The organism is Labrys sp. Lb11 (assembly GCF_057554225.1).
In genome coordinates this window covers 204,290-224,814 of sequence record NZ_BAAJOT010000010.1, presented here as the reverse complement: position 1 = coordinate 224,814, position 20,525 = coordinate 204,290, and the positions used below count along the sequence as shown (strand labels likewise).

General features: G+C 71.7%; 16 protein-coding genes. 13 read left to right on the top strand and 3 right to left on the bottom strand.

Annotation, left to right across the window (positions count from 1 at the left end):
* Positions 1 to 62 precede the first annotated feature (62 nt).
* Positions 63 to 2,876 carry a DEAD/DEAH box helicase gene (locus AC27L4_RS31395; RefSeq protein ID WP_487146612.1) on the top strand — a complete coding sequence of 938 codons (2,814 nt, stop codon included), beginning with the start codon at positions 63 to 65 and terminating at the stop codon, positions 2,874 to 2,876.
* Between the two features lie 57 nt (positions 2,877 to 2,933).
* On the opposite strand, the gene AC27L4_RS31390 is transcribed toward AC27L4_RS31395, so the two are convergent.
* A complete protein-coding gene (locus AC27L4_RS31390) occupies positions 2,934 to 3,653 on the bottom strand; it encodes a carbonic anhydrase (RefSeq protein ID WP_487146611.1) in 720 nt (239 codons plus the stop codon).
* Between the two features lie 166 nt (positions 3,654 to 3,819).
* Here AC27L4_RS31390 and AC27L4_RS31385 point away from each other — a divergent pair, with 166 nt between their 5' ends.
* The 9 genes from AC27L4_RS31385 (at position 3,820) to AC27L4_RS31345 (ending at position 13,405) form a co-directional block, all read left to right on the top strand.
* Positions 3,820 to 4,749 carry a MarR family transcriptional regulator gene (locus AC27L4_RS31385; protein ID WP_487146610.1) on the top strand — a complete coding sequence of 310 codons (930 nt, stop codon included), beginning with the start codon at positions 3,820 to 3,822 and terminating at the stop codon, positions 4,747 to 4,749.
* Positions 4,750 to 4,966: 217 nt separating this feature from the next.
* A complete protein-coding gene (locus tag AC27L4_RS31380; RefSeq protein WP_487146608.1) occupies positions 4,967 to 6,172 on the top strand; it encodes a branched-chain amino acid ABC transporter substrate-binding protein in 1,206 nt (401 codons plus the stop codon).
* A 1-nt stretch (position 6,173) separates the two neighbouring features.
* Entirely contained in the window at positions 6,174 to 7,058 is an 885-nt protein-coding gene (locus AC27L4_RS31375; RefSeq protein ID WP_487146607.1) for a branched-chain amino acid ABC transporter permease, read from the top strand.
* Positions 7,059 to 7,060: 2 nt separating this feature from the next.
* Positions 7,061 to 7,792 (top strand): ABC transporter ATP-binding protein, encoded by a 732-nt coding sequence (locus AC27L4_RS31370; RefSeq protein WP_487146606.1) that lies wholly within the window; start codon positions 7,061 to 7,063, stop codon positions 7,790 to 7,792.
* Complete coding sequence (locus AC27L4_RS31365) at positions 7,789 to 8,583, top strand: ATP-binding cassette domain-containing protein (protein WP_487146605.1); 795 nt, start codon at positions 7,789 to 7,791, stop codon at positions 8,581 to 8,583. The genes AC27L4_RS31370 and AC27L4_RS31365 overlap by 4 nt, the downstream gene beginning before the upstream one ends.
* Positions 8,567 to 9,565 carry a branched-chain amino acid ABC transporter permease gene (locus AC27L4_RS31360; protein WP_487146604.1) on the top strand — a complete coding sequence of 333 codons (999 nt, stop codon included), beginning with the start codon at positions 8,567 to 8,569 and terminating at the stop codon, positions 9,563 to 9,565. The genes AC27L4_RS31365 and AC27L4_RS31360 overlap by 17 nt, the downstream gene beginning before the upstream one ends.
* A gap of 72 nt (positions 9,566 to 9,637) precedes the next feature.
* A complete protein-coding gene (locus AC27L4_RS31355; RefSeq protein WP_487146603.1) occupies positions 9,638 to 11,446 on the top strand; it encodes a DUF3483 domain-containing protein in 1,809 nt (602 codons plus the stop codon).
* Entirely contained in the window at positions 11,443 to 12,681 is a 1,239-nt protein-coding gene (locus tag AC27L4_RS31350) for an electron transfer flavoprotein subunit alpha/FixB family protein (RefSeq protein WP_487146602.1), read from the top strand. The genes AC27L4_RS31355 and AC27L4_RS31350 overlap by 4 nt, the downstream gene beginning before the upstream one ends.
* Positions 12,671 to 13,405, top strand: coding sequence for an electron transfer flavoprotein subunit beta (locus AC27L4_RS31345; RefSeq protein WP_487146601.1), 735 nt, complete (start codon positions 12,671 to 12,673; stop codon positions 13,403 to 13,405). The genes AC27L4_RS31350 and AC27L4_RS31345 overlap by 11 nt, the downstream gene beginning before the upstream one ends.
* 100 nt (positions 13,406 to 13,505) lie before the next feature.
* Here the strand turns inward: AC27L4_RS31345 and AC27L4_RS31340 are convergent, their stop codons facing one another.
* A complete protein-coding gene (locus AC27L4_RS31340; RefSeq protein WP_487146600.1) occupies positions 13,506 to 15,002 on the bottom strand; it encodes an FAD-dependent oxidoreductase in 1,497 nt (498 codons plus the stop codon).
* Positions 15,003 to 15,150: 148 nt separating this feature from the next.
* Between AC27L4_RS31340 and AC27L4_RS31335 the strand changes: the two genes are divergently transcribed.
* From AC27L4_RS31335 to AC27L4_RS31325, 3 genes are all read left to right on the top strand, one after another.
* Positions 15,151 to 15,666: a MarR family winged helix-turn-helix transcriptional regulator gene (locus AC27L4_RS31335; protein WP_487146599.1), complete on the top strand. Its 516-nt coding sequence runs from the start codon at positions 15,151 to 15,153 to the stop codon at positions 15,664 to 15,666.
* A gap of 107 nt (positions 15,667 to 15,773) precedes the next feature.
* Positions 15,774 to 17,804: an oxidoreductase gene (locus AC27L4_RS31330; protein WP_487146598.1), complete on the top strand. Its 2,031-nt coding sequence runs from the start codon at positions 15,774 to 15,776 to the stop codon at positions 17,802 to 17,804.
* Positions 17,805 to 17,832: 28 nt separating this feature from the next.
* Complete coding sequence (locus AC27L4_RS31325) at positions 17,833 to 18,771, top strand: ornithine cyclodeaminase (RefSeq protein WP_487146596.1); 939 nt, start codon at positions 17,833 to 17,835, stop codon at positions 18,769 to 18,771.
* A 22-nt stretch (positions 18,772 to 18,793) separates the two neighbouring features.
* On the opposite strand, the gene AC27L4_RS31320 is transcribed toward AC27L4_RS31325, so the two are convergent.
* Entirely contained in the window at positions 18,794 to 20,485 is a 1,692-nt protein-coding gene (locus tag AC27L4_RS31320; protein WP_487146595.1) for a flavin monoamine oxidase family protein, read from the bottom strand.
* Between the last annotated feature and the right edge of the window lie 40 nt (positions 20,486 to 20,525).

The following is a 20,525-nucleotide window of genomic DNA, read 5'->3' as shown; positions in this document are numbered from 1 at the left end:
ATCGGATTGCGTCCGGGACGGCAGCCGCCGAGAATCCCGCTGATTCTCGGCGGGAGCAGGTGATGGCGCGACAGGCAGGAAAATCCGCGAAATCCGGCCGCAAGGCCAGGCAGGTGCAGGAGAGCAATCCCGGCTTCGTCGGCTGGATCACCACGGATGCGGAGGAGGTCGAGCGGCGGCGCTGGCGCGGCCTCACCGATATCGTCGCCTTCGAATCCCTGGAACCGGACCAGCCTGTCTTCGGCGCCTTCAGCGTCCGCTCCACCAGCGGCGGCAGCTACGAGGTCGAGATCCGCTCGCTGCGGCAGCGGGAGAATTCCTGCGGCTGCGCCGACTGGCGGGTCAACGGCCTGGGCACCTGCAAGCACATCGAGGGCGTGCTGGAAGCGCTGCGCCGCAAGGGCAAGCGCGCCTTCGCCGCGGCGGCGGAGGCCGGCAGCCCGCGGCTCGAGCTGTTTCCCTCCGTCGACGGCACGCCCCGGGTGCAGGTGCGCCTGCCCCGCGGCGGCAGCGCCGCCGAGGCCGCCATCGCCCGCCATGGCGTCGTCGACGGCGTGTTGCCGGGCGATCCGCTGGCGGTGGTGCCGGCGCTGCGCCGCGAACTCGCCGACCTGCCGCCGGGCGCCGTCCGCTTCTCGCGCCACCTCGACCGCCTGCTGGAGGAGGAGGGACGCCGGCGCCGGCGGGTCGAGGACCGGGCCCGGTTCGAGGCGGAGGTCGAGGCCGGCGCCGCCTCGCTCGACATCGTCAAGCATCCGCTGCTGCCCTACCAGGTGGAGGGCATGCTGCACCTCGCCTTCGGCGAGCGGGCGCTGCTGGCCGACGAGATGGGCCTGGGCAAGACGGTGCAGGCGATCGCCGCCTGCGAGTTGCTGCGACGCCTGCGCGGCATCGAGCGCGTCCTGGTGGTGCTGCCGGCCTCGCTCAAGGCCGAGTGGGAGGACCAGATCGCGCGCTTCGTCGACCACACGGTCACCGTGGTGTCCGGCCCGCGCGCCGAGCGGCTGCGGCTCTACCAGGCCGACAGCTTCTTCATCCTGGTCAATTACGAGCAGGTGCTGATCGACCGCGACGACATCAACCGCCTGGTCGGCGCCGACGTCGTCATCCTGGACGAGGCGCAGCGCATCAAGAACTGGCAGACCAAGACGGCGCAGGCGGTCAAGGGCCTGCGCAGCCCCTATGCCTTCGTGCTCACCGGCACGCCGCTCGAGAACCGCATCGACGAGGTCTACTCCATCGTCCAGTACCTCGACCCGCGGCTGCTCGGACCGCTGTTCCGCTTCAACCGCGACTTCTACGTCCTCGACGAGCGCGGCCGCCCGACCGACTACAAGAACCTGGCGGAGCTGCGCCGCCGCCTGGAGCCGGTGATGCTGCGCCGGCGCAAGGACGACGTGGAGGGCCAGCTCCCCGGACGCACGGTCGACACCTATTACGTGGCGATGGCGGAGGAGCAGCGCCTGCGCTACGCCGACTACGAGGCCCAGGCTTCGCGCCTGGCCCATGTGGCCGAGCGACGCCCGCTGACCAGGGAAGAGTCGGACCGCCTGCAGCTGCTGCTCGCCTGCATGCGCATGATCTGCGACACGCCCTACATCCTCGATCCCGGCTGCCGGGTTTCGCCCAAGCTCGACGAGCTGGAGACCATCCTGTCGGACCTGATGGCCGACCCCGAGCGCAAGGTCATCATCTTTTCCGAGTGGGAGCGCATGCTGGAGCTGGTGCGCGAGCTGGCCCAGGCGCTCGGCCTCGAATTCGCCTGGCACACCGGCTCGGTGCCGCAGGACAAGCGGCGGATCGAGATCCGCCGCTTCAAAAACGACCCCGGCTGCCGCCTGTTCCTGTCGACCGATTCCGGCAGCGTCGGCCTCAACCTCCAGGCCGCGAGCGCCGTCGTCAACGTCGACCTGCCGTGGAACCCGGCCAAGCTGGAGCAGCGCATCGCCCGGGCCTGGCGCAAGCACCAGACCCGGGCCGTGACGGTGATCAACCTGGTCTGCGAGAATTCGATCGAGCATCGCATCGAGCACCTCTTGTCGCTGAAGCAGGGCCTGGCCGACGGCGTGCTCGACGGGCGCGGCGAGATCGAGGCGCTGCGGATGCCATCCGGCCGGGTCGCCATGGCCGAGCGGCTGGCGGCGCTGCTGCAGCCGGTCGAGACGGTCGCCCCGCCCGCGCCGGCGGCCGAGGATCCCGGCCGGCGCTTCGCCGCCGAACTGGTGGACCGCCTGTCCGATGCGGTGCTGCTGGTCGAGCGCCATCGCGGCGCCGATGGCGGCGAGACCCTGATGATCGTCATCGACGGCACGCCGGCGGAGCTGGAAGAGGAACGCCGGCGCGCCGCAGGGCAAGCCGGCGCCGTCGCGGTGGAGGTCGTCGACCGCGCCGCCTGGGAGACCATGCGCCGCCTGGCAGCCGCCGGCATCCTGCGCCTGGGCGAGGCGGGCGAGGCGCTGCACCGCTCGGCGCGCCTGGAGGAGGCGCCCGAGCCGGCCGAGCAGGCGGCGCTGCGCCGCAACCGCCGGGCGGCGCAGGACTGGCTGGGCCAGGCCGAGCGCAAGCTGCGCATGGCGATGCTGCTGGTCGAGGGCGGCTTCCACGTCGAGGCGCTGCCGCCGCTCGCCGAGGTCGCCGCGCTCTCCGTCCGGGGCATCGCCGTCGCCGCCGACCCGACGCTGGATCCGGACATGGCGCGGGGCATCGGCGAGGCCGAGCTGGCCGAGCGCGACACGGTCCGCACCCGGCTGCCGCCGGGCAGCATCGCCGAGCTCGCCATGCTTCTCGGCGCCGACGGCGCAGCCGATGTCGAAGCCGGCCGGGTCGCGGCCCAGGGCCTGCTCGCCGCGGCGCGGAGCGCCATCGGCGCGGCGTGAGCGACGGCCGCGGACGGGCAGAAGGCGCAAACAAGGCGGCCTGTCGTCCGGCCGGCCTCAGAGCAGCGCGACCTTGCCGCTGGCGAGGTCGTACTGTGCGCCGACCACCTTCACCGTCCCGGCCCTGACGACCTGGGCCAGGATCGGCTTGGCCGTTTCGAGACGATGCACACCCAGGCGGACGTTCTCGGTGATCGAGGCGGCCAGGAGATCCTCGGGCTTTTCCTTCTTGGCCGCCTGGACGGCCGGCTTGATGTCGCGGATCATCTCCTGCAGATGGCCCGGCAGCTTCGCGCCGTCCTTCAGCACCTTGATGGCGGCGTCGACCGCGCCGCAGTTGGAATGGCCGAGCACCATGATCAGCGGTGTGTTCAGCACCTTGACCGCATATTCCAGGCTCGCCAGGCCGTCGTCGTTGACGAAATTGCCGGCGACCCGCACCACGAACAGGTCGCCGGGCGCCTGGTCGAAGGCGAGCTCCGGGGCGACGCGCGAGTCGGCGCAGCTGAGAACCGCGGCGATCGGATGCTGGGCGCCGACCAGCGCGGCGCGGCCGGCCGAATAGTCCTGGCAGGTCGGGGTGTTCGCGGCATAGCGGGCATTGCCGTCCATCAGCCGCTTCAGCGCCTCCTCCGGCGGGACCGCGTTCTGCGGCGCCGCGGCCTCCGCGTAGGCCCCGCGCATCGGCAGCGCCATGGCGCCGGCGAGGGCGGCACCGCCCCACAGCAGGCTGCGGCGGGATAGCCCCGCTCCGGATTGAGAACAACGATCGCACATGATGGAGCCCCTCGACCTTGCAGGCCTGCCACCTCATGCGAGGACTGCCCCGGTTGCCGTAGACATCGGCGCACAACCAGTCCGGCCATTTCCCGCACCTGGCAGGCCGACGATTATTGCCGCGCCGGCCGGGCGGCTGCAAAGTCCAAACTTTGCAGGGATTCGCATGAGCAACGGGACAGGGGCGGATGAGGGCACGACCGGGCTCCTGCATCCGGCCGTCGGCGCCTACGCGCAGACGCAGACCTGGATGCTTGCCGCGCAATTGATTCAATTGCCCGCCTTCGCCCAGGCCCTCGCCTTTTACTGCGAGGCGATGACGCGGCCGTCGCAGATTTCCTGGCCCGCCGACAAAATATTCGCGCAGAAGCTGCGTTACATCGTCTGCTACACCCTGATCGGGAACGAGGCCCGCTGGCGCCGCGATGGGACGGAGCCGCCGACCCTGGCCGCCCTGCAGCGCCGGGCTCCGGCCAGCGCCCGGCAGGTCGCGGGCTTCGTCCACGGCCTGCGGCTCGGCGGCTATGTCCTCGCCACGCGCGCCGAGGGCGACCGCCGCGCCCTGCACCTCAAGCCGGCGCCGGCCCTGCTGCAGGAGATCGGCCGCTCGCCCCTCGCCTTTCTCGCCGCCTGCGAGCACCTCCAGCCTGCGCCGGCGCCCCTCTCCTCCGGCATCGCCGCCGATCCCGGCCGGCTCGCCGACTGGCTCGGCCGCTCCACCGACCGCTTCCACGGCGGCGACATCCTGTTCGCGCCCTTCCCGACCGTCGTGCATTTCACCGCGCACGACTGCGGCTATCCCCTCCTCACGGCCGTGATGGGCGCGCGCTACGCCGCCCTCGTGCCCGGCGCCGCCCCGGCACCGCCGCTGACCTATGCGGCTCTGGCCGAACGCTTCCGGGTGTCGCGCCAGCACATCGGCAACATGCTGACCGAGGCCGAGCGCCACGGCTGGTTCGCGGTCGCCCAGGGCGGCCGCTCCCTCGAGGTCTCCGCGGCGCTGGTCCGCGAGTTCGAGACCTGGGCGGCCGGCCAGATGGCGCATTACCGGCTGCTTGCCGAGGAGCTCTTGCCCTTCTGCGGCACCGTCGCCTGAAAGCCCGGAAACGGCGTCCGCCGATGCTCGCCGCCGCCCGGCGGCGCAAGCTGGCGGCGGCTGCCGCATCGGTTGACAGAATTGTTCTATATGGTACTAATTTTCTGTCTGCAGTCGCTCTAAAGAAGCGTCGGGAGCGGCCTTGGGCCAGCGGGAGCGCACCGCTGCGCCGGCACGGCGCCCATACAAAATTCGTCATCCGGAAGAGGGAGTTAACGTGGTCAACAGTATCATCAAGCCGGCGCGCCGTGACCGGCGCGGCTTCCTTGCGGGCGCAGCCCTTGCTCTCGCTGTCGCCTGGTCCGGACTTCAGCCTGCCGCCGCCCAGGACAAGGAGCCCGTCGTCCTCGGCTTCGTCACCGGCCTCTCCGGCCCGCAGGCCCAGTACGGGCGCGACAACGTCAAGATCGGCGAGTTGTTCGCCGAGCAGATGAACAGCCAGGGCGGCATCGACGGCCGCAAGGTCTCGGTCGTCTCCGGCGATACCCAGGACCAGCCCGACATCGCCATCTCGCTCGGACGCCGCCTCATCCGCGAGAACGGCGCCACCGCGCTGTTCGGCCATGGCGGCTCCGGCCTGACGCTGGCGCTGTCGCAGGCGCTCAAGAGCACCAAGGTGCCGCTGCTGCTCAGCTACATCTGGGGCAACACCAACACCGGCCCGTCCCTGCCCTCCGTCTACCGCATCGGCCCGTACAATGCCTACGTCGCGGCCCTGATGGCGAACTACCTCAAGCAGTCGCCCTACAAGAACGTGGTCATCCTGGCCGAGGATACGGCCTACGGCACCGACTTCGCCAAGGACCTCGCCGAGAAGGTCGGCGGCGCCATCAAGATCGAGACCATTCCCTTCCAGGCCAAGACCCAGGATCTCAGTCCGGTGCTCGGCAAGCTCGCATCCGGCACCCAGCCCGACGCCATCGTCGTGGCCGGCAACTACCAGATCATCTACAGCCTGCAGAACCAGATCCCGGCCGCGGGCCTGAAGAGCCAGATCATCGGCGCCTGGGACTATCCGACCACGCCGGAATACTGGGAGACCGCCGGCAAGAACGGCGTCGGCATCATCTACGCCACCTTCACCGGCCCCTCCGTGAAGCTCACGCCGACCGGCGAGGCCTTCCGCGCCAGCTACGCCGCCAAGTTCGGCCGCGACCCGCTCTTCTACGAATACTTCCTGTGGGACTGCCTCAACGCCCTGCGCCAGGCCGTGACCGACGCCAAGAGCGTCGATCCCGCCACCCTGACCGAAACCCTCGCCAAGGTCTCGTTCGAGGGCAGCACCGGGCCGATCCAGTTCAAGCAGGAAGAGGGCACCACGGTGTGGAACCAGGCGCTCAGCGGCACGCTGTTCATGAAGCAGTACACGGCGGTCAACCAGAAGGACGCCGAAGCCAAGGTCGTCGGCGAGATCGCCCCCTGACATGCAGGCCGCGGTCCAGACACTCATCCTCGGCACGGCCATCGGCGGCGTCTATGCGCTGATGGGTGTCGGACTGAACCTCATCTTCGGGGTGATGCGGGTGGCGAACTTCGCCCACGGCGCGCTCTACATGGTCGGCGGCTATGCCGCCTACTACCTGACCCGGGCCACCGGCGCGCCCATGCCGGTGGCGATCCTCGGAGCGATGGCCGCCGGCGCCGCCGGCGGCTATCTCATCAACGCCGTGCTGCTGCGTCCGGTCTACCGCTCGCGGATCGAGCGCCCGTCGGAATTCACGCTGATCGTCACCTTCGCCCTCAGCCTGATGGCGACCTCGGCGGCGGCGGTCTTCCTGACGCCCAACTATCGCAAGTTCGACGGCATGTGGCCGGACACCCTGACGCTCTTCGGCGTCGTCAGCCTGTCGGGCGACCGCGTGGTGGCCTTCGCCGCCGCGCTGTTGCTGCTGGCCGGCCTGCTCTGGCTCGTGCACTACACCGATCTCGGGCGCGGCTGGCGGGCGCTGACCCAGAACCGCACCGGCGCCGACGTGGTCGGCGTCGACGTCTTCCGCCTCGCCAATCTCGCCTTCGCCACCTCCGGCGCGCTGGCCGCCGCCGCCGGGGCTGTGCTGGTTCCCCTCTACCTCGCCTATCCCACCATGGGCGAGAGCGTCGTCATCAAGAGCTTCGTCATCGTCGTGCTGGGCGGCCTGGGCTCGATCGCCGGCAGCCTCGCCGGCGGCTTCGTCCTCGGCTGGGCGGAGGCGTTCGGCTCGGTCTATCTCGGCTCGGGCTACACCGACATCTACGGGCTGGTGATCATGCTGCTGGTTCTGCTGGTCCGGCCGCGCGGCCTGTTCGGCTCGGCGGAGCGGGACGTATGACCATGGCGGCACCGCCCCCGTCTTCCGCCGCCCCGCCCCTGCTGGCGGCCGAGGATCTGCACAAGGCCTTCGGCGGCCACAAGGTCGTCAATGGCGTCAGCTTCCGCGTGGCGCGCGGCGAGATGCTGGCGCTGATCGGCCCCAACGGCGCCGGCAAGACCACGCTGCTCAACCTGCTCGGCGGCCAGCACAAGCCGACGAGCGGCCGCATCCTGTTCGCCGGCGCCGACATCACCGGCAAGGGCGAGGCCGCGGCCGGCAAGGCCATGCTCCGCGCCTACCAGGACGGCGGCACGTTCCTGAAGCTGACCGCGCTCGAGAACGTCATGGTGCCGCTGCTCGCCCGCGGCGGCGGCGTGCGCGAGGCGCGCGAGCGGGCCATGGCGGCCCTGTGCAGCGTCGGGCTGGAGCCGGTGGCGCACGAGCGCGGCGAGCGCCTCTCCGGCGGCCAGCGCAAGCTCGCCGACTTCTCGCGCTGCCTGGCCGCCGAGCCGAGCCTCGTGCTGCTGGACGAGCCCACCGCCGGCGTCCATCCGCACGTGGCCGAGGCCATGGTCGGCCATATCCGGCAGCGCCAGGCCGCCGACGTCGCCTTCATCATCATCAGCCACGACCTGCCCTGGGTCTTCGACCTCTGCCCGAGGGTGATCTGCCTGGCCGCCGGCGAGATCCTCTGCGAAGGCCCGCCGGAGGTGGTCGGCAACGACCCGCGCGTCCACGAGGCCTATCTGTGACCGGTTCCCCCAGCCCCCAGGACGCCGCGACGGCCGCCCGGCCGGCCGTCGACCTCGTCGCCTCCGGCCTGCGCGTCGCCTATGAGCGTGACGTGGAGATCCTGCGCGGCGTCGACATCACCGCCGCGGCGCGGCGCGTCACCCTGGTCATCGGCCCGAACGGGGCCGGCAAGTCGACCATGCTAAAGGCCATCGCCGGCCTGGCGCCGGTGACGGGCGGACGCGTCGCCCTCGGCGGAACGGACGTCACCGGCTGGAGCCCGCGCAACCTCCTGGCGCACGGCGTCGCCATCGTTCCGCAGAGCGGCACGCTCTTCCCGGCCATGACGGTGCGCGAGAACCTGCAGATGGGCGGCTGGCTGCGCCGCCGCGAGAAGGCCTGGCTGGCGCAGCGCATCGAGGCGGTGCTCGATCGCTTCAGCCTGCCGCGCCATCTGGTGGAAAGGCGGGCCGGCGACCTCTCCGGCGGCCAGCAGAAGCTGGTGGAGATCATGCGCAGCATGATCCTGCTGCCGACCACGCTGCTGCTGGACGAGCCGACCGCCGGGCTGTCGCCCAAGATGGCCGATCAGGTCTACGCCCAGATCGCCGTGCTGCCGCGCGAGCTCGGCGTCACCGTGCTGCTCGTCGACCAGAACGTGCGCTCCTCGCTCGCCGTTTCCGACGACGTCTATGTCCTGGCCATGGGCCTCAACAACGACCAGGGGTCGGCCCGCGACATCGCCGGGCGCCTGGGCGAGATCACCGCGAGCTGGATGCGGCAGGGAGTGTCTGGTGCCGTCAAGTCCTGAAAAGCAGAAGGCCGCGCTGGCGGCGCTCGCCGTGGCGGCCGCGGCCTGGCTGGCCTACGCCATCCGCTCGCCGACCGTGCTCGATGCGGTCGTCTATTTCTTCTACTTCCTGATGCTCGCCGCCTCGTGGAACCTGCTGGCCGGCTTCTGCGGCCAGATGTCGTTCGCGCACATGGCCTTCGCCGTCGCCGGCGCCTATGTCGCCGCGTCCACCGCCAACGCCTTCGACCTGCCCATGGCGCTGGCCATCCTGGCGGGCGCTGCGGCCGCCGGAGCCGGCGGCGTGCTCGTCGGCCTCTTCACGCTGCGCTTCCGCGACATCACCTTCTCGCTGGCGACCTTCGCCTTCGCCGGCGTGCTGACCAGCTGGCTGATCGGCGCCAGCGACATCACCGGCGGCAGCAACGGCATGCCGGCGCCGCCGCTCTTCCCCGGCGACCAGACCCGCGCCTTCGTCTGGCTCGGCCTCGGGCTCAGCGTGGTCTTCTTCGTCCTGCAATGGCTGATCCTCTCCAGCCGCTGGGGCATCCTGATGCGGGCGGTGCGCGACCGCGAGCCGGTGGCGCGAGGGCTGGGCGTCAAGGCGACCCATCTCAAGATCGCCGTCTTCGCCTACACGGCCTTCTGGGCCGGCCTGGCCGGGGGCTACTTCGCCGCCTACACCGAATACGTCACCCCGACCATGGCGGGGCTGGAGAACATGGGGCTCGTGCTCGGCATGGCGATCGTCGGCGGCATCGGCACCGCCGCCGGGCCCGTGCTCGGCACCCTCGTCTTCCGCTTCATCGACTTCTTCACGCGCGGCTATGGCGGGGAATACACGGTCTTCGCCTTCGCCCTGATCCTGCTGGCGACCATGCTGTTCCTGCGCGACGGCGTCTCGGGCCTGGCCGCCCGGCTGCTGCAGCGCATCCGGGCGCCGCAGCAGCGCTGGGCCGCGCCGCGGCCGGAGGCGGCGCCGAAAGCCTCGGCGGACCGCTAGGACTGTTCAGACCAAGCAGGCCGTCCGGATCCGCCGCGAGCGGAGCGCGCGACGCCTGCCCAGGAGGCTCGTTTGTCCCTTCCCAACCCGATCGGGCTGCTGCTCCTGGCCACGGGCCTCGGCCTCATGGCCGTGATCGGCCTGCTGGCGCGGCGCTGGGCGGCCGGCGCCCCGGCCCGCATCGCCTGGGTCCCCGCGCTGCTCGGCCTGCCTCGCGGCTATCTCCACACGGTGCATGGCGTCGTCGCCCGCGATCCCGGCGCCGCCCGCATGCACGCCCTGGCTGCCGGCGGCTTCCTCGCCGCCCTGGCCCTGTCCCTGCCGCTGCATTTCGGCCTCTGGCCGCCTGTCCTGGCGGCCGGCGTGTTCGCCGGCATCGCCGCGAGCCTGGCGGGTGTCGGCCTGGCGATCCGTCGCCGGCGACCGGGCCGCGTGCCGCGGCTCAAGCCGTCGCGCAACGCCGCCCTGCCTGCCCTGCTGCTCGCCGTGCTGGCGCTGCTCGGCGCCGCCGCCGTCCTCCAGCTCGTCGGCGCCGGCGGGGCGGCCTTCATCGCGCTCGCGCTGCCCGGAGCGGCGATCATGGCCGCCGTGCTGCGCGCCGCCCATGGCGGGCCCCTGCGCCACGCCCTCGCCGGCGCGATCCACCTCGTCGTGCATCCGCGCTCGCGCCGGGTGCGCGGCGAGCCGGACACCGCGCTCATGCCGGTCGACCTCGCCGCCGATCCGCTCGGAGCCGGGCGGATCGGCGATTTCGCCTGGAACCGTCTGGTGGCGTTCGACGCCTGCGTACAATGCGGGCGCTGCGAGGAGGCCTGCCCTGCCCACGCCGCCGGGCAGCCGCTCAACCCCAAGGCGCTGATCGGCCAGCTCTCTGCGGCCGTCGCCGAGCCGGATGCCCCGGTGGCGGCGGTGATCGGCCCCGAGGCGCTCTGGGCCTGCACGACGTGCCGGGCCTGCGTCCATGAATGTCCGATGTTGATCGAGCACGTCGACGCCGTGGTCGCCGTCCGCCGGCACGAGGTCATGGAGCGCGGCGCGCTGCCGTCCCATTCGGCCGACGCCCTCGTCAACCTGCGCGAGACCGACACGCAGTCGGGCCGCATCCCGGACGAGCGCATCGACTGGGCCGTGGACCTCGCCCTGCCCGTCCTCGCCGAGGGCGGCCATTGCGACGTGCTGCTCTGGCTCGGCGAGCAGGCCTTCGATGCCCGCCACCAGCGCACGCTGCGGTCGCTGGTGGCGCTGCTGCGCCGGGCGCAGGTCGACTTCGCCGTGCTGGGCGCGGCCGAGCTCGACTGCGGCGATATCGCCCGGCGCCTGGGCGACGAGGCGACCTTCGTCGATCTGGCCACCCGCAACATCGCCGCTCTCGCCCGCCGCAGCTTCCGCCGGATCGTCACGGCCGACCCGCACGCCTTCAACATTCTCGGCCAGGAATACCCCTCGCTCGGCGGACGCTACGCGGTGATGCATCACAGCCAGTTGCTGGCCGAGCTGATCGCGGCAGGGCGACTGGCTCCCGCCCCGCTGGCCGGCGAGAGCGTGACCTACCATGATCCCTGCTATCTCGGCCGCTACAACGGCGAGACGCAGGCTCCGCGGACGGTCTTGGCGGCGCTCGGCGTGCAGCTGGTGGAGATGGAGCGCTCGGGCCTCCGGTCGAGCTGCTGCGGCGGCGGCGGCGGCGCCCCGCTCGCCGGCGTGCCCGGGCGGCGGCAGATCGCCGAGAACCGGATGGACCATGCCCGTGCCACCGGCGCGCCGACCCTGGTCGCGGCCTGCCCGCAATGCACGCAGATGCTCGAGGGCGTGCCGGGCAGCCGGCTCGCCGTGCTCGACCTCGCCGAGCTGGTCCATCGCGCGACGGAGATCCCGTCGTGAACGAGGAAAGTGACGACATCCGGCGCACGGACCCCCGCCGCGACCGCGACAGGCGGCGAGCCCGCATGGCCGACGGAGCGGTCGCCGGGACACCGGCGGATCCGGACCTGCCGCGGGTCGATCCCCGCGCCCGCCGGGCTGCGAGGGCAACTCCTCCGGCAGCCCCGCCTCCCGCCGACGCCGGGCCGGCGCGGGTCGATCCGCGGTCCCGCCGGCGGGACCGCGCGCCTCCGGCTGCGGCGCCGTCCCCGGACGCCGGTGGACGCCTCACCATCGAAGCTCCCGCCTTCCATGTGCTGGTCGTGCCGGACCTGGAGCGCGGCCGCCTGTCGCCGGCCGACCATATCGCTCTCGGCGCCGCACGGGTGCTGGCCGGTGCCGGCGGCGGCGTCGTCCTCGCCTTGCTGCTGCCGCCCGGCGGGACCCTCGACGACGACGCCGGCGCGGCCGGCGCCGATCGGACGGTCTTGCTCCACCACCCCGCCTTCGGCCGCTACGATCCCGACGCCCGCGCCGATGCCGCCGCGGCCATGGCAGCGTCGGTCTCGGCCCGCCATGTCGTGCTGTCCGAAACCCCGCTCCAGGGGGCGGACCTCGCCCGCCGCCTCGCCGCCCGGCTCGGCGGCGGCCTGGCGGCCGGGGTGGTGCGCATCGCCGACGGCGCCGCGACCTGCGTCATCGACGCCGGGCGGCGGGAGGCCACCGGCCCGGCGCCTCGGGTCCTGGTGATCGACGCCGCCATCTTCCCCGCGCCCGGCTCCATGCGGGCGCGGGAGGCGCGGGCCCTGCCTGCGCCGCCTTTCGAGCCTCGATCGGCGCTGCAGGATGAAGGCCTGCTGCCGGTCGATCCGCGCAGCCTGCCGCTGGCCGAAGCCGAGCTGGTGCTCGGCGCCGGCGACGGCGTGACGGACTGGGAGGCCTTCCATGCGCTGGCCGATGCCCTGCAGGCGGCCGAGGCCGGCAGCCGCGTGGTCTGCGACGCCGGGCACCTGCCCCGGTCCCGCCAGGTCGGCGCCTCCGGCACCCTGATATCGGCCCAATGCTATCTCGCCGCCGGCATCTCCGGCTCGCCCCAGCACCTGCACGGCATCGCCGAGTGCCGCACGGTGATCGCCGTCAACACCGATCTTCACGCCGCCATGGTCGCGCGCGCCGACCTCGCCATCATCGCCGATGCCCAGGCGGTGATGCCGGCGCTGGCGCGGCTCATCGAAGACAGACGCCATGACCGCTAGCATCGCCGTCCTCGTCTCCGTCGGTCGAAACCCGGTGTCGGGACGGGCGCGCCGGGCCTCCGACGATGCGCGCGCCCTGGCCATGGCGCTCGCCGTCGCGGGCGATGCCGCGAGCCTCGACGTGGTGCATGCCGGCGATCCCGCGGCGACCGTGCTGCGCGACTATCTCGGCAACGGCCTCTCCCGCCTCACCGTGCTGCCCGTTCCGGACGGGGCGGACCCGGCCCCGTGCCTGCTCGCCCATCTCCGGCGGACGCGGCCGGGCCTCATCCTCGCGGGAACGCGGGCGGAGGCCGGCGAGGCGGCCGGCTTCCTGCCCTATTGGCTGGCCGCCGGGCTCTCGCTGCCGCTCTTGCCGGAGGCCGTCGGACTCGAGCGCGACGGGGAGGGATGGCGCGCGCTGCTGGCAGCTCCCGGCGGCAGGCGGCGGCAGGCGCGCACCAGCGGCCCAGCCTTGGTCACCGTCGGCCGCGGCGCACCGGCCGCCCCGCTCGCCGCCCTCGGCCCGGCGCGGCGCGGGACGATCCTGCCGGGCGCGGTCGACGTGCCCGCGCGCCCTTCACCCGATGATCGCAGCATCGTGCCGGCGCGCCGGCGCCCGAAGCGGTTGTCGGCCGCAGCCGCCGCGCAGACCTGCGCCGGGCCGCGGCTCGGCCTGACGCCCGAGGACGCCGCGCGGGCGATCGCCGACTTCCTCGCTCAGCGCGGCTTCCTGGATCGCTGATCGTGAGCGGCGCGGGCCGCCCGGTGGCAGCGCCGCCTCGCCTTGGCCGGTTCCGGCCCGGCTGCGACGAGCCGACGCGGACGGGCCAGCGGCCGGGGGCTCAGCGACCGGCGGCCGGCAGGTTGAACTCGCGTGCGACGAAGTCGCGATAATCCTCCGCCTGCCGGCCTGCCTCCGCCGCAGACCACCCCATCGCGTCGCGGACGCCGTGGGCCACCTCCTCGGCAGCGTCTGCCCCGAGCCGATCGCCCCATCCTGTCCTGACGCGGCGGAACATCAGGTCCGCCAGGGTACGGGCATCCTCCTTCTCGGCGCCATGGCGCAGGGCGGCCATGGGCAGGCCGCCATCCGCCTCCGCCGGCGCGGGCCGCGCGGCATAGGCCACCGGCCGCGACGCGCCTGAGGGACGCACCGAGCGGCCCACCGCCTCGGCGATGGCCCGGCCGGCATGGCGATGCGTCATGATCAGGCCGCCGGAATAGGTCACGTAACCCGGCAGGCCCCTGCGGCTGAAGTCGTGGAGCGCGCTCGCCATGCCGCCGATCGGGAAGCCCGGATCGTAGGTGCGCGGCCGCACGCCCGACCAGGTGTACAGCACGTCCCTGCGGCCGAGACGAAGGCGGGGGAAGAGGTGGTTCATCTCGGCCAGCAGGTGGTCGATCTCCTCGTCCCTGGTCCGGAAATTCTCCGGCGTCGGTTCCACGGCCGCATCCATCGGCCCGAAATAATGCAGGTCGTCCCACGGGATGACATAGAACGGGTCCCCGTCGCGCATGATGGTCTCGAAGCCCTGGCCGCGGAACTCGGGCGGCAGGCGGACCATCACGTTCGTGCCCTTTGCGCCCTGGTTCAGCCGCGGCGTCGGCAGCTTGCAGGCCCGGGCGACATGGTCGATCCAGGCGCCCGCGGCATTGACGAAGGTCCTGGCCTTGACGGTCAGCGCCTGGCCGGTCCTGACGTCGACCGCCTCGACCACCCACATGTCGCCGACGCGCTCGACCGTGTCGACACGGACATAGTTGCGGGCCTCGGCGCCGGCGTCGCGGGCGTGCATCACCGTGTCCAGGCAGATGCGCTCGGGCCAGTCGAACTGATGCTCGGTAAAGCTCAGCACGCCGTAGAGGCCGTCGACGTCGCGCAGGTGCGCCAGGGCCGGATGATGGCGCACCTCGCCCGGCGGGATATGCCGGATGTCGAGAGGAACGCCGCCGGGATCGAGCCTCTCCAGCAGTTTGAGGCCGAGCCTCGCCTTCCACACCGGGATTGATCCGTCCCTGTAGAGCGGCGCGAAGAAGGTCAGCGGCCGCACCCGTTCTGGCGTGGCGCGGATGAACGCCGACCGGTCGCGCATCGCCCGCCCCGCATGGTCGATGGCCTGGGCGGCAAGCCGCGGGTTCAGCAGGAAGTTGGCGAGGGACCGGCCCGGCGAGAAATAGGTCAGGCCGCAATGCTGCAGGCGGCTGGATCGCCCGGAGGTGGCGCCCGCGAAGTCGCCGCGCTCGAGCAGGGCGGTCGAGAAGCCGGCCGCCGCCAGGTGGTTGGCCGCGCTGGCGCCGATGATGCCGCCGCCGACGACGACGGTGTCGAACGCTTGCATGGATCGGTCTCCCAGGCTGGTGTTTCGATAATTCGTACCATATGGAACAATTTCGTCAACGTGCAGGGCTGGCGCCGGAAGAAGCCGCTTGAACCGCCGACGGCCGCCCGCTAGTCGGGAAATATCCCTCAACCACGCAGGCCAGCCTATGGGTGCCCCCCTTCCAGACCAGCCGCCGAGCGATATCGATCCGGGTTTCGCCGACCTGCTCGACCGGATGATGGAAAAGACCAGCACCCGTGACAGCTACCGTTTGAGCCTGTGGACCAACTTCTTCAACGACCCCGTGTTCGCCCATGTCGAGCGCGAGCACGGGCTGCTGCGCGACGAGTTCAACATCCTCGCCTGCCTCGTGACCTATGGGCCGCTCACGGCGAGCCATGTCTGCATGGTGACGGGACGCCCCCGCAACACGGTCGGGCGCGGCGTCGACCGGCTGCTGCGCCGCGGCATGATCTCGCGCCGGATCGACAGGACCGACCGCCGCCGCCTCATCCTCAGCATCGGGCCGGAGGGGCAGCAGGCCTACGAGACGATCATACCGCTGTTCATCGAGCGCGAGCAGTTGATGCTCGGCGCCCTCGACCAGCGCGACCGCAAGGCGCTCCGGCGCATCCTCGACAAGCTGATGGCTTCGCACGAGGCCTGGGCCAAGGAATTCTGACCCGGCGGCGCGCCATCTCGGATCGTTGACAATTAGTACCAATTGGAACAATCTGCAGCCGTGCAGCGCTGGCTCCTGCCAGCCTGTCCCGTGCGTGCAGGTCCGACATGAGCCAATATGACGCCCTTCTGAAGCCGCTTCGCCTGAAGCATCTGACGCTGCGCAACCGGATCATGAGCACGGCGCATGCGCCGCGCTATGCCGAGGACGGCATGCCCGCCGAACGCTACCAGCTCTACCATGAGGAGAAGGCCCGGGGCGGCATCGCCCTGACCATGTTCGGCGGCTCCTCGACGGTCGCGGTCGACTCGCCGCTGTCCTTCAAGCAGGTCGACCTCAGCAGCGACCGCGTCATCCCGCATATCGAGAAGATGGCGGCCGGCGTCCACAGGCACGGCGCCGCCGTGTTCTGCCAGATGACCCATCTGGGGCGTCGCGGCAGCTGGGACGGGCGCGAGTGGCTGCCGCTGATCGGCCCGTCCTCCAACCGCGAGATCCTGCACCGCTCCTTCGCCAAGGAGATGGAGGACTGGGACTTCCGCCGCGTGATCAAGGCCTTCGCCGACGCGGCCGAGCGGTGCCGCAAGGGCGGCCTCGACGGCATCGAGATCATCGCCTCGGCCCATCACCTCATCGACAGCTTCCTGTCGCCGGCCGTCAACCAGCGCACGGACCGCTATGGCGGCTCGCTGGAGAACCGCATGCGCTTCGGCATGGAGGTGATGGAGGCCATCCGCGACCGGGTCGGCTCCGACTTCATCGTCGGCATGCGCCTGGCCGGCGACGAGTTGCTGGAGGGCGGCCTCGACGCGGCCGAATGCCTGAAGATCACCTCCGGCTTCGCCCAGTCCGGCCTGATCGACTATCTCAACATCTACCAGTCGCACGGCGACACGTTCCGCGGGCTGGTGACGCTGATGCCCGACATGGCCTTCGCGCCGGCGCCCTATCTCTATCTGGCGAGCGCCGTGAAGAGCGAGGTCGACATCCCCGTCTTCCACGCCTCGGCGATCCGCGACCTTGCCACCGCCGCCCGCGCCGTCGAGGAAGGGCATGTGGACATGGTGGCGATGACGCGCGCCCACATCGCCGATCCCCACATCGCGCGCAAGCTGATGGAGGGCCGGGCCGACGACATCCGCCAATGCGTCGGCGCCAACCTGTGCGTCGACAGCGAGAACGGCGCTGTCTGCATCCAGAATGTGGCGACGGGCCGCGAGAAGACCATCCCGCACATCGTTCCGAAGGCCTCGGCGCGCAAGCGCGTCCTGGTCGCCGGCGGCGGGCCGGGCGGCCTGGAGGCGGCCCGTGTCGCCGCGCAGCGCGGGCATGAGGTGATCCTGTTCGAACGCGCGCCCAGGCTCGGCGGACAGATCAACCTCGCCAAGAACGTCGCCTGGCGCGAGGGCCTGTCCGGCATCGTGCGCTGGCTGGAGATGCAGCTCGGCCGCAACGGCGTCGAGATCCGCCTCGGCACCCCGGCTACCGCCGAGGCCGTGCGGGCCGCCGCGCCGGACATCGTGGTGGTCGCAACCGGCGGTACCGCCCGGCGGCCGGGCTTCGAGGGCGCCGAATTCGCGACCTCCGCCTGGAACGTGCTGTCCGGCGAGACCGGCCCGGGCACCAACGTGCTGGTCTATGACGAGATCGGCGCCCAGGTCGGCGTCGGCTGCGCCGACTATCTCGGCACCCGCGGCGCCCTGGTCGAGCTGGCGACCCCCGACCGCCTGGTCGGCGAGCAGGTCGGCAGCACCGCCCAGGTGCATCATCTCAGGCGCCTCTACGAGAACGACGTCGTGCTGACGCCGAACACGCGGCTGGTCCGCGCCTACAAGGAGAACAACGGGCTGGTGGCGGTGCTGCGCAACGAATACACCGACAGCCAGGAAGAGCGCGCCGTCGACCAGATCGTCTACGAACTCGGCAGCCAGCCGGCGGACGAGCTCTACCAGGCGCTGCGCCCGGAATCCTCGAACCTCGGCGAGGTCGACTACGACGACCTGATCGCCGGGCGGCCGCAGGCCCTGCGCAGCAATCCGGAGGGGCGGTTCCAGCTCTTCCGGATCGGCGACGCCGTGCATGGCCGCAACGTCCACGCCGCGATGTATGATGCCATGCGCCTGCTGAAGGACCTCTGATCCCGCGGCGGCACCAGCGGAGCCCCCAATGAAGTTCCTGTCGGCCGGCGACCTCCAGCGCCTCCTCGCCTTCCCGGACCTGGTCGAGGCGCTGCGCCGGGGCCATCGCGACGTGCCGCCCCTGACGACGGCGACCCTGCTGCAGGATCCGACGCCCGGCTCGGAGAACCGCTTCAACGCCCTCAATGCCTGGGCGGGCGGGCGGCACATCGGCACCAAGCTGGTGTCGATCTTCCCCGGCAACGACGCCGCAGGCTCCGGCCTGCCTTCGGTCCAGGGCGTCTATGTGCTGTTCGAGGCGGCCGGCGGAGCGCCGGTTCTGGTTGCCGACGGCACGGCCCTGACCCTGTGGAAGACGGCGGCGGATTCGGCGCTCGGCGCCTCCTATCTCGCCCGCGACGATGCGCAGACGCTGCTGATGGTCGGCGCCGGCGCGCTGGCGCCCTATGTCGTCGCGGCTCATCGGGCGGTCCGCCCCTCGATCCGGCGGGTGGCGATCTGGAACCGGCGGCCGGAGCGGGCGGCGGCTCTGGCCGGGCGCCTCGCCGGCGAGGGTGTCGCGGCCGCCGCCGTGGCCGACCTCGAGGCCGCGGCCCGCGAGGCCGACGTCATCGCCTGCGCCACCATGTCGTCGGAGCCGCTGGTCCATGGCGCCTGGCTGCGTCCGGGCACGCATGTGGACCTGATCGGCGGCTGGCGGCCCGACATGCGCGAGGTCGACGACGAGGCGGTGCGGCGGGCCGAGGTCTATGTCAACGCCCGGGAGCTGGCGGCGGCCTGCGGCGACCTGATGCATCCGATCGAGACCGGCGCGTTCGCCTGGTCACGCGTGCGGGGAGACCTCTACGACCTGTGCACCGGCCGCGTCGCCGGCCGGGAGGGCGAGGAAATCACCCTGTACAAGAATGCCGGCGGCGGCCATCTCGACCTCTTCACCGCCGAGCATCTGGCCAGCCTGGCCGGCTGAGCGCGCCCTTCTCCGCCGGGCCTCAATCCGGCAGCGCCAGCGGCTTCAGCTCCTCGAAGCGGTCGCCCGGGCCGGGATTGTCGCGGGCCGTGCCGCCGCCGAGGTGGCGGACGATGCCCCAGACAGCGTTGAGGGCGGTCTGGGTCGCGCCCTCGACCCAGCCCGGGATCCAGCCGACATCGTCTCCGGCGAGGAACAGGCCGCGCTCGTGCGGCGGCAGCTGGTCCTGCATGAAGTGGCAGTACATGCGTCTGTTGTAGCGGTAGTGGCCGGGCAAGGCGCCCTTGAAGGCGCCGAGGAAGTTGGGATCGGCCTCCCAGGACACGGTGATGGGATCGCCGATGATGTGGGCCTTGAGGTCGAGCCCGGGATAGATCTTGCCGAGCGCGTCGAGCGCCAGGTGCACCCGCTGGTCGACGTCCAGCGGCAGCATCTTCAGGGCGTCGCTCATCCAGGAATAGGACAGGCAGATCACGCCGGGCTTGTCGTCGCCGAGATCGAACAGATAGGTGCCGCGCGTCAGCCGGTCGGTCAGCGTCATGCTCATGCGGTCGCGACCGGTGGCCGGATCCTTCTCCTTCCAGAACGGCCGGTCGACCATGACGAAGGTCTTGGCCGACTGCATGTAGCGCGTGCGGTCCATCGCCATCCACATCGCCGGCGAGAACAGGCGCTCCTCGGTCGAGACCTCGGTGGTGAGGATCCAGCTCTGGCAGGTCAGCAGGACCGCCGGATAGGTGCGCCGGTCGCCCCAGCGGTCGGTGACGGCGATGGAGCCGTCGGCCGTGCGCTCCAGCCGCGTCACGCCCGAGCGCGGCGCCCCGGCGTGCAGCGTCTTCAGCGAGGTGCCGGCCGGCCAGTGCACCATCGCCGCCGGCACGTCGCTCCACAGCCGGCGCGGCACCTGCTCGACGCCGCCGACGACGAAATGCTGGTCCTCGTCGCAGTTGCAGTAGACGACCCGCAGGATCTCCAGCATCGAGTTGGGGAAATCGGTGTCCCAGCCGCCGGTGCCGAAGCCGACCTGGCCGAACACCTCGCGATGGCGGAAGCTCAGGCGCGAAAACGCCTTCGACGTGGCGATGAAGCCGTAGAAGGTCCGGTCGTCCCACAGCGGCACCAGGGCGTTCCAGATCTCCTTGATCCGCCCGACGTCGCGGCGGCGGATGGCGTCCTGCATGGCGCCGAAGCTGGCCTCCTGCTCCAGCGCCTGGTGCCAGGCGGCGCCGACCTCGCGCAGCAGCGGCGGCAGGTCCTCGACCCGCTCGACATAGATCGGCTTGCCGTCGAGGTCGATCACCGTGCTCGGCGTGTCCGGCGCCAGCGGATTGGGGAAGGGCCGCGTCTTCAGCCCGAACCGGTCGACATAATGGTAGAAGGAGGTCGAGGACCGCGGAAAGCGCATGCCGCCGAGCTCGGCGACGATGCCCTCCGCGCCCTGGAACGGCTCGGAATGCAGCCGGCCGCCGATGCGGCGGGATTCGTAGACCACCGGCTTGAGGCCGAGGCGCATCAGCTCGTAGGCCGCCGTCATCCCGGCCATGCCCGCCCCGAGGATCGCCACCTCGGTGCCGTGCCGCTCCGCCGGCACGGAGCCGAGGCCGGCCCGGTGCGCCAGCCAGTCGTCGTAGGGGAAGGGAAAGTCGGGACCGAAGACGGTGACCGGTCGCGTGTCCTCCCCCGGGCCGGTGATCGGATTGTGCGGCGCTGACATGACGGGCGTCCTGATGATCGGAGATGGCGATGGGGACGGT

What these genes read in the sequence shown, in the direction of transcription:
- AC27L4_RS31395 (WP_487146612.1), top strand. Translation starts at nt 63, where the DNA reads ATGGCGCGACAGGCAGGAAAATCCGCGAAATCCGGCCGCAAGGCCAGG.
- AC27L4_RS31390 (WP_487146611.1), bottom strand. Translation starts at nt 3,653, where the DNA reads ATGTGCGATCGTTGTTCTCAATCCGGAGCGGGGCTATCCCGCCGCAGC.
- AC27L4_RS31385 (WP_487146610.1), top strand. Translation starts at nt 3,820, where the DNA reads ATGAGCAACGGGACAGGGGCGGATGAGGGCACGACCGGGCTCCTGCAT.
- AC27L4_RS31375 (WP_487146607.1), top strand. Translation starts at nt 6,174, where the DNA reads ATGCAGGCCGCGGTCCAGACACTCATCCTCGGCACGGCCATCGGCGGC.
- AC27L4_RS31370 (WP_487146606.1), top strand. Translation starts at nt 7,061, where the DNA reads ATGGCGGCACCGCCCCCGTCTTCCGCCGCCCCGCCCCTGCTGGCGGCC.
- AC27L4_RS31345 (WP_487146601.1), top strand. Translation starts at nt 12,671, where the DNA reads ATGACCGCTAGCATCGCCGTCCTCGTCTCCGTCGGTCGAAACCCGGTG.
- AC27L4_RS31340 (WP_487146600.1), bottom strand. Translation starts at nt 15,002, where the DNA reads ATGCAAGCGTTCGACACCGTCGTCGTCGGCGGCGGCATCATCGGCGCC.
- AC27L4_RS31335 (WP_487146599.1), top strand. Translation starts at nt 15,151, where the DNA reads ATGGGTGCCCCCCTTCCAGACCAGCCGCCGAGCGATATCGATCCGGGT.
- AC27L4_RS31330 (WP_487146598.1), top strand. Translation starts at nt 15,774, where the DNA reads ATGAGCCAATATGACGCCCTTCTGAAGCCGCTTCGCCTGAAGCATCTG.
- AC27L4_RS31325 (WP_487146596.1), top strand. Translation starts at nt 17,833, where the DNA reads ATGAAGTTCCTGTCGGCCGGCGACCTCCAGCGCCTCCTCGCCTTCCCG.
- AC27L4_RS31320 (WP_487146595.1), bottom strand. Translation starts at nt 20,485, where the DNA reads ATGTCAGCGCCGCACAATCCGATCACCGGCCCGGGGGAGGACACGCGA.